Raw genomic sequence first — 14,173 nt, forward strand, 5'->3', positions numbered from 1 at the left:
GGGCGCTTACGATAAGGTCTGCTGCCATGCCCAAGCCGATCAGCCTCCAACTGAATCCTGCACTGCTGCCCATGGGGTCACGCGTCTGTGTGGCAGCGTCAGGTGGGGCGGATTCGACGGCGCTGCTGCTGGCCTTGCACGAGGCGGCGACTGCCCTCGGCATTGGGTTGAGTGCGGCGCACCTGCACCACGGCATACGCGGGTCGGAGGCCGATGCGGACCGGGATTTCGTGCGGGCGTTGTGCCTGCGTCTAAACCTGCCCCTGCATGAGGCGGAGGCGGACGTGCCCGCGACCGCGGCGGTCGCCGGGGAAGGGCTGGAGGAAGCGGCCCGCAATGCACGGCTCGGGTTCTTCGCGAGGCTCTTGGGGAACGGCGCTGCGGATCGTGTCGCAACGGCCCACACCGCGGACGACCAGGCCGAAACCGTGTTGATGAAGCTGCTGCGTGGCGCCTGGATCGAGGGCCTGGGCGGCATTGCACCGGCGCTGCCAGTCGATACTGACGGGCGGCCCTGCCGCGAGGGCGGCGTCGGCCAGATCGTCCGGCCGCTGCTGGGCGCCACGCGGGAGCAGGTGATCGCGTTTCTGAAGAGCCGCGGGCAGGTCTGGAGAGAGGACGCCACCAACGCCGATCCGGCGTTTACGCGCAACCGCATCCGCGCGGAGCTGATGCCGCTGCTGCGGACGTTCAACCCGGGCGTGGTGGCCACGCTGGGCGCAACAGCCGAGCTGGCCCGTGAGGAAGATCGGCGCTGGCAACCGGAGATCGTCCGGGTGTACCAGGAACTGGCAGTGGCGGGCCGGCCGGTGCGGGGCGGCGGCCGGGCGGTGAGCACGGCACCGGACGAGCAGACGGTTGCGTTTGACCTGGCGCGGCTGAAGGTGCTGGACCTGCCGGCCCGGCGCAGACTGCTGCGGTTTGCGGCAGAACGGATGGGGGTACCGCTGAACTCCGCGGAAACGGCCCGCGTGCTGCAACTGGCCGGCCTGGCACCGCCCGACAGCTTGCCCGACCCTACGGTCCCCTCGCGGCCCAATAGCCGCCTCCAGCTCCGGGACGGTCTGCGGGCAGAGCGCAGCGTGCGGGAACTTAGGCTGTCGCGCGGCTGACATCCCCGACTTGTGTCCTACTACCGAACGAAAAGGTTACAGATCGCGACATCGTCGCGGGCCATTCCGGGAGTAGAATCTTCGGAAACAGCGCACGAAACCCCGGCCGCGTCCGAGCGGAGATTTGCGCGTCTAATGATCAAGGTTGGTTGTGCACGGCCGGTGCGCAGCCTGGGGCGCCTCTAAAGCGCGCCGAAAGAGGGGTAGCAATTTTGAATAGCACGGTGAAGACGATCCTGATCTGGGTGCTGATGATCGGCTGCCTGGTGTCCGTGTGGCAGATTGTCGCGCGCACCAGCGGTGGAGCGCATGACACCGGTATCAGCCTGACACAGTTGCAGGACTATGCCGACAAGGGCCGCATCAGCGAAATTACGGTCAACGGCACTGAGGTAACGGGCAAATACAAGGACAACAAGGACTCGTTCCACACGACGATTCCTGCGAATTATCCGAATCTGTACGACAATCTGCGCACCAAGGGCGTGAACGTCACGATCAAGGACCCCAGCAGCAACTTCTGGGTGGCGGCTCTGATCCAGTTGACGCCGGTCCTGTTGATGGTGGCGCTGTTCCTGTTCCTGATGCGGCAGATGCAGTCGGGCGGCAACAAGGCGCTGAGCTTCGGCAAGAGCCGCGCTCGCCTGTTGAGCCTGCAGCAGAAGAAGGTCACCTTTAAGGACGTCGCCGGCGTGAACGAGGCGAAGGAAGAACTGAAGGAGATCATCGAGTTCCTGCGCGAGTCGCAGAAGTTCCAGAAGCTGGGCGGCCGCATCCCCAAGGGTGTGCTGCTGGTCGGACCTCCGGGAACTGGTAAGACCCTGCTGGCCCGCGCTGTGGCCGGCGAGGCGAACGTTCCGTTCTTCTCGATCTCCGGTTCCGACTTCGTCGAGATGTTCGTCGGCGTGGGTGCGAGCCGCGTTCGCGACCTGTTTGAGCAGGGCAAGAAGAACGCGCCTTGCATCATTTTTATCGATGAAATCGATGCGGTCGGTCGTCACCGTGGCGCCGGCCTGGGCGGCGGACACGACGAGCGTGAGCAGACGCTGAACCAGTTACTCGTCGAGATGGACGGCTTCGAGTCGAACGAGGGCGTGATCCTGATCGCCGCGACAAACCGGCCTGACGTTCTCGATCCGGCTCTGCTGCGTCCGGGCCGCTTCGACCGCCGCGTGATCGTCGACCGTCCGGACATACGTGGCCGCGAGGAAGTTCTGCGCGTTCATGCCAAGAAGGTTCCGATGGCGGACGACGTGAACCTGAACGTTCTGGCCCGTGGCACACCGGGTTTCAGCGGCGCCGACCTGGCCAACATGGTCAATGAAGCTGCCCTGACCGCGGCGCGCTACAACCGCAAGGCCGTACACATGTACGACTTTGAGGTCGCGAAGGACAAGGTGCTGATGGGTGCCGAGCGCAAGAGCATGCTGCTTTCGGACGAGGAAAAGAAGGTGACGGCGTACCACGAGGCCGGCCACGTTCTGGTCGCGGCAATGCGCGACCACTCCGACCCGCTGCACAAGGTGACGATCATCCCGCGCGGCATGGCGCTAGGTGTGACCATGCACCTGCCGCAGGAAGACAAGCACACCGTGACGCGGGACTACCTGGAGTCGCAGCTTGCCATCTTCATGGGCGGTCGCTGCGCGGAGGAGATCTTCCTGAAGCAGATGACGACTGGTGCTGGCAACGACATTGAGCGCGCGACCGACCTGGCCCGCCGCATGGTGTGCGAGTACGGCATGTCCAAGATGGGTCCGATGACCTACGGCAAGAAGGAAGGTGGCGAAATCTTCCTTGGCCGTGAAATCCAGCAGCACCGGGACTTCTCGGACGACACCGCGGAGCAGATTGACGCCGAAGTGAAGAAGTTCGTTCACGACGGCTACAGCTCGGCGTACCAGATTCTTGATTCCAACCACGACATCATGCACCGCATGAGCCAGTTGTTGCTGGAACGCGAGACGCTGGATGCTGATGAAATTCGCCTGATCATCGAGGGCAAGGACTTGCCGCCGATGAAGTCGCCGCTGGCTCATGCCGAGCCGGGCGATGGCGATACGCAGAAGGTCCTGAAGCCGGAGAGCGGACGCGCTCCGGGTTTCGGGGAAGGTCGTCCTTCGCACGCATAAGGGCAACCAATCAGAAACGCGACGAGGCAGCTCTTGGAGCTGCCTCGTTGCTTTTGGACAATGAATGCGCTGCGGACCCGTCGCCGAGAGCCTTCGGAGTGGCTGACCCCTCCTCCTTGGCACGTCTGCCGCCCGCGTTTCGTGCCCGGCCGCTTACGCCAGTACCGGACGCACCCATTCGCCGCCGACGGCCAGATCGGCCGGCAGGGAGACCTCCAGCGAAAGTGACACGATGCTCCTGCGGGCGGCGCGGTGGAGGTGGGCGCACGAGCAACGCTCGGCCAGCAGAAGGTGGCTTTCACGGCTCAGTTCCAGGCCCTGTCCCAGGAAGGAGGCGTACAGGTCCACCAGCGCCCTGCCTTGTGTTTCCACCTGCAACTGCACCGATGTGGCGCTGATCATCTGTCGAGAGAGCACCCACCCGCAGGCGCGATCAATCGCGTCCAGCAGTCCGGGCAGCAGATCATCACCGCTGCGGGGACTGACGGCACGTAGACGAAGCTGCGGAGCATGCGCAGCATCGCCTGAGGCGCCCGGCAGCGCATTGAGCAAAGTTAGAAAGTTCTTCACGTAAAGAGTTATCGGCGGGAAGATCGGCAATCTCTGGCTTTGGCTGCATCCGGGCCGTCCGAAGATGGTACGGTCAACAGGATGCAGAGCTTTCGCTTTCGGCGGCCAAGCGGCCGATGATCTTAGGGACAGGATCGGACCTGATGGAAATCCGTCGCATCGAGGAGTCCATCGAGCGTTATGGCGAACGGTTTCTGCAGCGGGTCTTCACGCCGGCCGAGGTGGAGTACTGCCGGCGCAAGGTCCACAACGCGGCGGAAAGCTTTGCGGCGAGGTTCGCGGCAAAGGAGGCCGCGGCCAAGGCGCTGGGCACCGGCATCGCCCAGGGTGTGGCGTGGACGGAGATCGAGGTGCGACGGTTGCCCGGGCAGCGGCCCACGCTGCATTTCACTGGACGGGCCGCGGAACGTGCGGCTCGCATGGGTGTCGCACACGCTCACCTGACGCTGTCGCACAGCCGCGAAGTCGCGCTGGCGGTGGTCATGCTGGAAAACTGACTCGGGAAAGAGCGCGGGCGATGGCGTGTTTCGAAACCGGAGCGCACCTCGCAGCATCACACAAAGAGCACTAACCAGCTCACATTTTCCGTCGGCGCTCTGCGCCGTCCAGGGATAGCATGCCCAGTCAAACCGAAGTCCGTTGGTCCCAGCTCAAGGTCGGCGTAATTGTTCTGATCGCTGTCATTCTTCTTGTTCTGCTGCTGTTCTTGATGACGAGCTCGCAGGGAACCAGCGTGTTTACGCACAAGATCACGGTACGCAGCTACTTCGAGAATGCCTCCGGCCTCAAAGAGGGCGCGGCCGTCAACCTGCAGGGCGTGACCATCGGCAACGTGAAGCAGGTAAAGGTCGTCAACGATCCCACCCGCAAGCTGACGCCGGTGGAAGTGACAATGAAGCTGGACAAGAAGTACATTGACGCTTTGCACAAGGACACCAAGTCGGCGTTGTCCACGGTGGGTGTTCTCGGTGACACCGTTGTTGACCTGAATTCGCAGACCTCGACCGGGCCCCAACTGCAGGACGGCGACGAACTGAAGACCCTGGAGACGCCTAACCTGCAGGACGTGGTGAAGGCCAGCCAAGGCACGATCGAGAGCCTGAACGTAACGCTTGCCAAGCTTGACCGGATTGTGGACAACATTTCTCAGGGCAAGGGCGCCATCGGCGAACTGGTGTACGACGACACCCTGTACAAGCGCGCGAACGAAACCGTCGGGCAGTTGCAGATTCTGTCGCACAAGTTGAACGATGGTCATGGCACGATTGGCAAGCTGCTGAACGACGAGACCATGTACAACAAGCTGAACCAGTCCGTGGGCCAGTTGAACGGAATGATCGCGGACATCAACGCAGGCAAGGGTTCCGCGGGCAAGCTGCTGAAGGATGATGCGCTCTATAACAACCTGAATCAGACCTTGCAGCACGCCAACAACATCATGGCCGATGCGGACGCTGGCAAGGGAGGATTGGGACTGCTGACCAAAAATCAGGAGTTCGCGAACAAGCTGAACGACACCGTCACGCGGCTGAACAGCATCCTGACCGGAATCGACAACGGGCAGGGAACAGCCGGTCTGCTGGTGAAGGATCCGGCGCTGTACCACAACCTCGATAAGCTGGCGACGGACTCCCAGCAGCTGGTGAACACGATCCGCTCCGACCCAAAGAAGTATCTGACGATTCACTTCAAGGTGTTCTAGCCATCGTGTGTGGATGACGAAGGGGGCGGCTCTTCGGAGCCGCCCCCTTTTCTGTTCCAGACCGATTTTCCTTTCTTCGATGGGTCGCGTGAAGCACCCATCATCAGTGCTGGCCGTCGAGCGGCCCCGATGCCAGCAACGTGACATTGCGGCTGACATAGCCCGTGCCGGACGGCATGACGATGCGAAGTGCTGCCGGTTCCAGAACGCCACGTCTGCGAACGCGGAGGCTCACAGTGCTGCCGCCCTGTGCCGCGAGCGTGAAGGTCGTGCGATCGGCGGCGTAGACCTCATCGGTGATGTGCGGCAACTGAGTAGCATCCCCGGGCATAGGAGCCAGGTTGTCCGCCAGCTCAAACTCCACTGCCGGCGCGGGACTCACAGCAGGTGGAAGCGATGGCCTTCCATCCGCGGACGTAATAGCGACCGCGTAGCTGGCGCCACGTCGGGTAATCGCGACGTTGTACAGGGCTGCGCCCATGCGGATGTTGTGCAGTTCCGCACCGTTCCAGGTTGCGGGCAAATGTGGGTGCACCTGCAGCGTGTGCGTTGTGGCGTCCACATGAATGCCAAACAGACCCCGTACGGTGGGCGCTAGTGTCATGGCGCTGGACCACAGTTGGTGTGCGCTGGATCGGCCGAGCGGCTGGTAGAAGGCGCCAGACAGCACTTCAGTTACGGTGCCGGGGTCCTGCGCCCAGGTGAGCCGCAGGTTCTGCTGCAGTGTCAGCCATGCTGCTGCGGGCCGGTCGGCGTTGTACTGCGCCATGGCGTTCCAGCCGGTGAACAGCGGCCAGACGGAACCCATGTGGTAGCTGATTGGATCGTAGAAGCTGGTCGCGGTGCTGATGGCGCGGGTGCCCCAGTCGGTTGCGAGATCGGGCGAGGTCCAACCGCTCAGCATGGCCGCAGGTTGCGTGAGTGCCGCGGCGGCTGGCGCGTGCGGCTCCCACAGCGCAACGGATGGATAGATCGTCAGGGTGCGGTCAAAGCTGCCGTTGCTGTTCTTGCTGAAGGCGTAGAGACCCGTTGCAGGATCGCGGTATGTTTCAATGACGCTCTGAATGTGAGCTGCGCTCTGCCGGCCCGCCTGCTCCAGCGCGGTGTCATGCTGCAGGGCGGCCAGGTCGGCCACGGCTCGCGCAGCCTCAGCATCGAGCGCGGCCAGGTACAGCTCCTGGTGCGGCATGGGGCTTTGCCAGTTCTCCACCCAGCCGGTGCCCTGCGAGTTGTCGTAGACGCCGTCACCGTCGCTGTCATGCGTGCGTTCGAAGTTCCAGGCGCGCTTCACGGCGTCCCAGTGCTCGGCGAGAAAGGCGGTGTCGCCACTGGTGCGGACATAGTCCCGCATCGCCATCAGGAACAGCGGGGTGGCATCTGCGGCGGCGTATTCGTACGGGAAGCTCGCCCACGGGATGTTCGAGGGCAGGTCGTCGGCCATCTGGCTGAACTCGTGCATCATCTTGCCGTCGGCGCGCTGGCGATGCAGCAGGAACTCAAGCGCGCGCTTGGACAGTGCCGTGTCGCCATAGCTGTCGATCGCGTAGAGCGACCAAAGCGTGTCGCGGCCGAAGTACCAGCCAAAGCCGGGCCGCGCGGAGTCGTACGATCCAAACCAGCCGGCGACCAGGCCGGTTTCTGACAGTGCGGGCTTGCCGGTACCGGGGCCGCCGGTGCGGTGTTCCACCTGTGAGTCTTCGACGGAGAGCTCGGCCCACTTCAGGGCTTCGTCAAAGCGTGGGTCCGGAGTGTGGGCGGTCAGGCGCGTGTCGAAGAAGTGCGCGTAATAGCGGTCGATTGCGTTCGCGATGGCGGGCAGGTCCTTCGCCTGCTGCACCAGGCGCTGCTGCATCGCGGTGAAGGCTTCGGCTGAGTTGCGTTCGCCGGGTTTGGCAACGGCTGACAACAGCGGAAACAGACGCCCGCGATCGACGGCGGGGTCGTAGCGGACGACGAACTGCAGCGGCAGCGTCTGCGGATGCTCCTGGTAGACCGGGATGTCGCCCGGGCGGCTCTTCGGCATGCCGATCATGCCGAAGAGCGCCGGGTTGTCGGTCGCGACGGTGTAGGCTCCGCCGGGAAAGTCCTTGGGCGCCGCGGAGTCTGGCATCGGTATCCAGCCCGCGCCGGGCACACCGTACTGTGGCGCGGGCCACATTTGTTGCAGGTTGGGCGTGAGCGTAACGGTGAGCGTAGCCGGGCGCACGCTGTCGATCTCGAAGTAGACGATGGCACCGGGATCATCGAACGGCAGTGGCGGCGCGCCGGCCGGCACCGCGGGCGAGACCAGCATGTGCTGTCGCACGGTAATGCCGGCAAAGCTGTAGGTAAGCACCGTGTGACCGGGGCGCACGGTCACGGTGGCCGCGCCCGGGTTCAGGTCGATGGGAACGGTGTATCCGTCCAGTTGCGCCTTCAGGTGGAGGTCTGAGAAAACCTTGACCGGAAGCTGCCAGAGCTCGATCACGCCGGATTGTTCGCCCAGGATGGCGCCGCGCGCGCCCGTGATGGTCAACGGCTTTGCCGCGATGGCAGCCTGCGTGATGCTGACGACTCTCGCTTCGTCGGGCCTCTGAAAGGGAGCTACGGGAGTGAGCTGGGCGTGGCCCAGCGCTGCGCTTGAGAGTCCTACGATTGCGGCGTACCTGAGGAGCATGGCGGATTCCACGCTACGGTGTGCGGGGGCGGCTGTCCAGCGGGGCAGACTCTTCTTACCGTGCCGGTCCGGTGCGGCGTTGCATAGCTGGATGCTCCACAGCGCATCCGCACGAGCCGCGCAGCACTTGGGCCGTAGCATACCCGTGATGCGAAAGTATCTTTCTTCCACCACCGCGCTGGCGCTAGGCCTGACGCTCAGCGGACCATGCGTCGCGCAGTCGCTGCAGGCGGAGCTTGACCTCATCGCAAAGGAGTCCGGCGGCAAGCTTTACACGGCCTGCGCGCTGGCTTCCGGGTCACGGCATACTCCGCTCGCGTGTGACCGCGAGGCCGATGCCCACCCGCCCATGCAGTCTGTCTTCAAACTGCCGTTGGGCATCTATGCTCTGCATCTGGTCGAAGAAGGCAAGCTCCAGTTGGACCAGCCGGTCCACTTTGGGCCGCAGGACCGATTCGTCCCGAAAAGCTGGAGCCCGCTGCAGGACAAGTACCCGGATGCGAACGTGGACGTTCCACTGCGCGAGGTGCTGCAATTGGCTGTTTCGCAGAGCGACAATGTCGCTGCAGACCTTGCTCTTCGCGTGGTCGGCGGAACCGAGCCGGTGCAGCAATACATCCATTCGCTGGGCGTACAGGGTTTCGTCCTGCGGCACACCGAGCACGAGCTGCACCGCGACGAGCGGTTGCAATACCAGGACTGGTTTTCGCCGCATGCCGCGGTGCAGTTGCTTAGGCGCCTGGCTGACCAGCCTCCGCTCAACGCGGAGCACATGGGGCTGCTGCTGCAGTGGATGCAAGCTACTCGGCTGCCGCGGCTGGCAACGATGCTGCCGGCCGGCACCGTGGTGGCGCACAAAACCGGCACCTCAGGTATGGAAAACGGGATTGCGGCCGCCACGAACGACATCGGCCTGGTGACCCTGCCCGACGGTGAACGACTCGCGATCGCGATCTTTCTGTCGGATAGCACCGCCGATGACGCTACCCGGGATCGGGCGATCGGTCGCGCGGCTCTGGCGATCTTTCAGGCGGCCACGTCCGCAAAGGCAGGCCGCTAGGTGCACGTCACCATCCTCTCTCCGCATCGGGATGATGCGGCGTTCTCCTGCGGCTTGACGATGCTTGCGCTGTTGCGAGCGGGCGCGCGCCTAACGGTGCTGAACGTGTTCACGCGCAGCGACTATGCCGTTGACCTGCGCACGGTAGATACGGCACTGCCGCTGGTGGATGCCGTGAGCCGTGCGCGGCGGCTGGAAGACGAGCGGTTCCTCGCGGACGTAGCAGCGATGGCGGGCCGGGAACCCGGCTCTGTGATCTTGCAGGATTTGGGTGACCTGGATGCTCCGCTGCGCCTTTCCGTGCGGACGGAAGCGGTGCTGGAGGCGCCTCTGACTGCGGACGAGGTTCAGGAGCAGGCGACCCACTTGGCGGGCCGGCTGACCTCCGGCCCTGAGCCCGATCTCCTCTTCGCCCCACTGGCGCTGGGGGATCACATTGACCATCGCATCAGCCGCGAAGCTTCAAGGCTCGCTTGTGTCGCCGAGCGGCTGTGTTTCTACGAAGACCTGCCGTACGCGGCGCGGCTTTCCTCGACAGAGCGAAAGGAACAGACGATCTATGCGATATCGTCGAACTCTGCTTCGCTCTTCTCTGGCTGGAGACTACAGATTCCGGAGGGGCGGCATCTGAAATCGCGGTTCGCCAAGCACTACCCGTCGCAGATTGCGCCAGAAGTTGCCGAAGAGATGGGGCTGTACGCGGGGGAAGGGTGCGAGGACGGTGCCGGTGCGGAACGCTGGTGGGCAATGCCCCCTGCCGGTACCCGCGTGGCCAGGTTGCTGCAGCAATGCGCAGCGCCGGGCACCCTTTTTGAGGAGCAACGGTGAGCGATAGCGACGCGCGATGTACCCAACGGCCCGTCACTGCAACAGTGCCGGCCGTTTCGATCCTGATGCCGGTGTGGAACAACGAACAGAACCTGCGAGAGGCGATCGAGAGCGTTCGGGCGCAGACGATGTCCTCCTGGGAGCTGCTGCTGATCGATGACGGTTCGGAAGACTCCAGCCTGCGGATCGCGCTGGATTGTGCAGAAGCCGATCCGGACCGCATTCGCATCCTGCGGCATCCCGGCGGAGAGAACCGCGGCAGCAGCGCGTCCCGGAACCTTGGCCTGCGCCATGCGCGCGGTGAATTACTGGCCTTTCTGGATGCCGACGATGTGTGGCTGCCGGACTGCCTCGCGCTGCAGATGTGGGAGATGACGCAGCGCCCGGAGGCCGCGATGGTCTTCGGCGCGGCTGAGCGCTGGTGCAACCCGGACGAGCCGTTCAACGAGGCAAAGGCGCGAAGGGCAGACTGGGGCGACAACTACATCCCGCCTGTGGTTCCAGCGGGTGAGTTCCTGGGTGTACTGCCGCTGGGCTCGCTGCTGGAGTGGTACCTCGAAGATGAGTCCAAGGTCCCATGCATCTGCAGCGTCTTGCTGCGAACCGCAGTGGCGCGCGCCGTGGGCGGCTTTGACGAGGCGTTCCGGGGCTTATACGACGATCAGGCGTTTCACGCCAAGGTGTCGCTGGCTTACCCGGTCGTTGCGCATGACGCGTGTGTGGCGCGCTATCGCCAGCACGCCGGATCGTGCTGCGCTGAGGCGCGGGCCGATGACGCCCTGCAAGAGCAAGGCCGCGCGGCGTTTCTGACGTGGCTTGCACGGTACCGCCGCATGCTGGTGCGTTCGCTGCCGCCGCTCACGGTCGAGCAGCCGCAGGCGTAAGAACGGCCGCCTGCGATCGAGCGCTTAGAACTGCTTCGAATCTGCCGCGGCCGGCTTGAAGGTGACCGGTGCGCTGGTGAACGTGCGATTGAGAACCGCAGCCAGGCGCAGCCCTGCCACTTCGAGCTGGCGATCCACCACGGGGATCTCCCGGTCGAAGTAGGCCTGGTCGACGACGCCGCCCTGCGGCAGCATCAGTCCAGGCAGCAGAGCATTGCCCTCGTTTGCCCAGGTGGCGGGATCGTCGGGTGTGGCAGCCGGCGGAGTGGATGCGAACTCGTGATCCAGCAGGGCCAAGTACTGCTTGTCGTTTAGTTGACGGTGCAGGATCAGGCCGCTGTCCCACACCGAGTGCAGGTTGCAGGGGTATTTTCCGCAGGTGTCGCTGCCGAAGACATTGACGGTGATTCCATTGCCGCCCTTTTGCACGCCCGTGGTGTGCAGCGGCTGGTGGATGTCACCGACGAAGTGGACCAGGTACTTGAGGGCGATGGCGCGGTCGGCGGGGTCAAGCGTAGCGTCGCCGATTCGCCCTTCGAAAAACAGGATGCGATCAACGACACAATCGCGCCACTTGTCCCCGGGGCTCCCGGCCTTGACGTTGGGCTGCGTCGGGCAGTCGCGTTCGCGGTCGTACGTACCTGCGCCTTCGGGGATGTCCACGTAGTGCCACGGCCCGGTCTGGGTCTCCAAAGGGCGGTACACGTCAGGCCATGAGGCCACGTCGGCTAGCGTTTCCTTGCCCAGGAGAAACTTGATGTTCTTCTTCGCCGTCGGCGTCAGGTGTTCCATGGCGACCATCGCGACCAGCTTATGACCCTGCGGTCCCCAAGCGTGGGCCGGAGTCGTGAGGCAGGGCAGCAGAAGGGCAGCACAGAGAACGGCGCGGCGCGGCAGGGTGTGCAGACGGGAGACCATGCCCAACAGCATACCGTTGCTCTACACTCCTTCCTGTAAGCGCGAGGTGAAGAGCATGGAGCGAAGGGAGTTCCTGGGCGCTGCCGCAGGTGCGGCGACGCTGGGGCTGTGGAGCAACACGACGGAGGCAGAAGGCAGTATGCAGGCGAATCCGCAAAGCAGTGAACGCGAGTTCTACCTCCTGCGCAAGTACTCCATTACGCGTGCGCAGGCAGCCGGGTGCGACCGCTTCCTGGAAACCGTGATGCTGCCGGCGCTGACCCGGCTGGGCCATCGCGACGTGGGAGTCTTTGGCCTGGAGTACGGCCCGGAAACGCCGGCCGACTACCTCCTGCTGCGGCATACGAATGCCGCGAAGCTTCTGAAGCTGCAGGAGGAACTAACCGCAGACGCGGAGTTTGCCCGCGCCGCCGGACCGTTCCAGTCTGCCGCTGCCGCAACTCCTTCCTTTCAGCGCGTCGAGGACACCCTGCTATACGCCTTTGCGGGTCACCCGGTACTCACCGTACCTGCGAAAGGCAAGCGCATCTTGCAACTGCGCACGTACGAGAGCCCGTCGGTCGCGGACCACGTGCGCAAGGTGCAGATGTTCCACTCGGGCGAGTTTGAGATCTTCGCGGCGTGTGGCATGCCAGCGGTGTTCTATTCGCAGGTAGTGGTCGGCCCGCGCATGCCGGCGCTTACCTACATGCTGCGCTTTGACAGCCTCTCCGACCTGGAGGCTCGCTGGAACCAGTTTCGGGTCAACCCGGACTGGAAGAAGCTGCAGGCAGACCCGCGGTTCAGTGGGGAAGACCTGGTCAGCAATATCAGCAATCTGGTACTTAGTCCGAAGTCGTTTTCCGCCATCTAGGGGATCAGAACCCGGTAGAAAACGGAAACTTTCAGCATCGGCATGTCGTCCTACCTGCTAGACCGGCGGGAGCGCTCACGTGAGCGCCGAGGGTTAGTCCGGTCGAAAGGTCTTTCGATGCGCATACAAACAGCATTGACGCGGTGTGTTGTGGCGGCGGCAGTAGTTCCCGCCGCTTCCAGCGTGCTGCTTGCCCAGGCAGCGGCGACGGGCGCGCAGCCAGGGGCGTCCGCGGTGCAGACCTCGGTTGGGACCGTGCAGTCGGTGAGCGCGGGCACGCTTTCGCTGAACAGCGATAAGGGTGGAAGCGTTTCCTACACGCTACCGGCTAACGTCCGGGTGCTACAGCTTGCACCGGGTAGCACCGATCTGAAGACGGCGCAGCCGGCTTCGGTCACCGACATTGCAGAAGGTGATCGTGCCCTGGTCTCAGGGCGCGCTGGCGACAACGGCACGGCGACCGCGTTGCGCGTCGTCCTGATGAAGAGCGGAGCGATTGCGCAGAACAATGCGTCTCGCCAACAGGACTGGCAGCGGCGCGGTTCGGGTGGCATCGTCGAGGCGGTCGATCCTGCAGCGCACACGCTGACCGTCACCTCCGGTACGCACAAGGAGACGATCACTACCACCCCATCCACCGTCTTCCGGCGGTACGCGCCGGGTTCGGTGAAGTTTGAAGAGGCGAGCCTCAGCAAGATCGACGACATCCATCCCGGCGACCAGGTCCGGGTGCGCGGCGACAAGTCATCGGATGGCAGCACCATCGCCGCGGACGAGATTGTGTCAGGAGCGTTTCGCAATGTGGCCGGCCTGATCACGCGGGTCGACTCCGGGGCGAACACCGTTACGCTGAACGACTTGGCGACCAAGAAGCCGGTCACAATCGCGATTACGGGTGAGTCGGATCTGCGCTCCCTCCCGGCGGAGATGGCGGCACGCTTTGCGGCGCGCGCCCGGGGTGGGGCTGCAGGGCAGGGCGGAACTGACGCTGCGGCCGGGTCTGCCGGCGCGCGGCAGGGTGCAGGCGGAGTGAGCGCGGCAGCTAACAGCGGCGAAGGTGCTCCCGGCGGTGCAGCGCGTGGCGCTGGTGGTTCTGGTGGTCCGGCAGGAGTTGCGGGACGGCCGGCTGGCGGCCGTAGCGGCGACCTGTCCCAGGTGATCACGCGTTTGCCCAAGGCCACGTTGGCCGACCTGAAGACAGGCGAGGCCGTCATGGTGGTGGCGTCCGGTGCAAGCGGACCTGCGGGAAATCTCACCGCCATCACGTTGCTTTCCGGTGTTGAGCCTCTGCTGGCGGCATCGCCGCAGGGTGGAGCGAATTCTTTCAGCATCTCGCCCTGGAGCCTGGGCGGTGGTGAGGGCGGCGGCGAAGGTGCCGGTCCGCAGTAACACTGCATTGCAGCAGCGGAGTTCGAACGCTGCTTTCGTTCGGTCTGCATGGTTTCCCCCGAAGCGGCC

The 14,173-nt window shown here is 64.2% G+C and carries 12 protein-coding genes; 9 read left to right on the forward strand and 3 right to left on the reverse strand.

Annotated features, from left to right (window positions below; genetic code table 11):
* The first annotated feature begins 26 nt into the window (after nucleotides 1–26).
* Entirely contained in the window at nucleotides 27–1,112 is a 1,086-nt protein-coding gene (tilS, locus tag OHL12_RS16955; protein ID WP_263414997.1) for a tRNA lysidine(34) synthetase TilS, read from the forward strand.
* 212 nt (nucleotides 1,113–1,324) lie between these two features.
* Complete coding sequence (gene ftsH, locus OHL12_RS16960; protein WP_263414998.1) at nucleotides 1,325–3,244, forward strand: ATP-dependent zinc metalloprotease FtsH; 1,920 nt, start codon at nucleotides 1,325–1,327, stop codon at nucleotides 3,242–3,244.
* 153 nt (nucleotides 3,245–3,397) lie between these two features.
* Here the strand turns inward: ftsH and OHL12_RS16965 are convergent, their stop codons facing one another.
* Complete coding sequence (locus OHL12_RS16965) at nucleotides 3,398–3,844, reverse strand: hypothetical protein (RefSeq protein ID WP_263414999.1); 447 nt, start codon at nucleotides 3,842–3,844, stop codon at nucleotides 3,398–3,400.
* Between the two features lie 86 nt (nucleotides 3,845–3,930).
* Between OHL12_RS16965 and acpS the strand changes: the two genes are divergently transcribed.
* Together acpS and OHL12_RS16975 are read left to right on the forward strand one after the other, a co-directional pair.
* Entirely contained in the window at nucleotides 3,931–4,311 is a 381-nt protein-coding gene (acpS, locus tag OHL12_RS16970) for a holo-ACP synthase (protein ID WP_263415000.1), read from the forward strand.
* 119 nt (nucleotides 4,312–4,430) lie between these two features.
* Nucleotides 4,431–5,516, forward strand: coding sequence for an MlaD family protein (locus tag OHL12_RS16975; protein ID WP_263415001.1), 1,086 nt, complete (start codon nucleotides 4,431–4,433; stop codon nucleotides 5,514–5,516).
* Between the two features lie 103 nt (nucleotides 5,517–5,619).
* Here OHL12_RS16975 and OHL12_RS16980 read toward each other — a convergent pair whose 3' ends face one another.
* On the reverse strand, nucleotides 5,620–8,172 hold the full coding sequence (locus OHL12_RS16980) for an amylo-alpha-1,6-glucosidase (protein WP_263415002.1): 2,553 nt from the start codon (nucleotides 8,170–8,172) through the stop codon (nucleotides 5,620–5,622).
* 148 nt (nucleotides 8,173–8,320) lie between these two features.
* Here OHL12_RS16980 and bla point away from each other — a divergent pair, with 148 nt between their 5' ends.
* The 3 genes from bla to OHL12_RS16995 are packed head-to-tail and all read left to right on the forward strand — an operon-like array spanning nucleotide 8,321 to nucleotide 10,944.
* Complete coding sequence (bla, locus tag OHL12_RS16985) at nucleotides 8,321–9,232, forward strand: class A beta-lactamase (protein WP_263415003.1); 912 nt, start codon at nucleotides 8,321–8,323, stop codon at nucleotides 9,230–9,232.
* On the forward strand, nucleotides 9,233–10,060 hold the full coding sequence (locus OHL12_RS16990; RefSeq protein ID WP_263415004.1) for a PIG-L family deacetylase: 828 nt from the start codon (nucleotides 9,233–9,235) through the stop codon (nucleotides 10,058–10,060).
* A gap of 44 nt (nucleotides 10,061–10,104) precedes the next feature.
* Nucleotides 10,105–10,944: a glycosyltransferase family 2 protein gene (locus OHL12_RS16995; RefSeq protein ID WP_263415005.1), complete on the forward strand. Its 840-nt coding sequence runs from the start codon at nucleotides 10,105–10,107 to the stop codon at nucleotides 10,942–10,944.
* A gap of 24 nt (nucleotides 10,945–10,968) precedes the next feature.
* Here the strand turns inward: OHL12_RS16995 and OHL12_RS17000 are convergent, their stop codons facing one another.
* Nucleotides 10,969–11,874, reverse strand: a complete 906-nt coding sequence (locus OHL12_RS17000) for a S1/P1 nuclease (protein WP_263415006.1) — start codon at nucleotides 11,872–11,874, stop codon at nucleotides 10,969–10,971.
* 43 nt (nucleotides 11,875–11,917) lie between these two features.
* Here OHL12_RS17000 and OHL12_RS17005 point away from each other — a divergent pair, with 43 nt between their 5' ends.
* Nucleotides 11,918–12,715, forward strand: a complete 798-nt coding sequence (locus OHL12_RS17005; protein ID WP_263415007.1) for an NIPSNAP family protein — start codon at nucleotides 11,918–11,920, stop codon at nucleotides 12,713–12,715.
* 135 nt (nucleotides 12,716–12,850) lie between these two features.
* Nucleotides 12,851–14,104: a DUF5666 domain-containing protein gene (locus OHL12_RS17010; RefSeq protein ID WP_263415008.1), complete on the forward strand. Its 1,254-nt coding sequence runs from the start codon at nucleotides 12,851–12,853 to the stop codon at nucleotides 14,102–14,104.
* The last annotated feature ends 69 nt before the right edge of the window (nucleotides 14,105–14,173 follow it).

The sequence above is a fragment of the Terriglobus aquaticus genome (assembly GCF_025685415.1).
GTDB lineage: Bacteria > Acidobacteriota > Terriglobia > Terriglobales > Acidobacteriaceae > Terriglobus > Terriglobus aquaticus.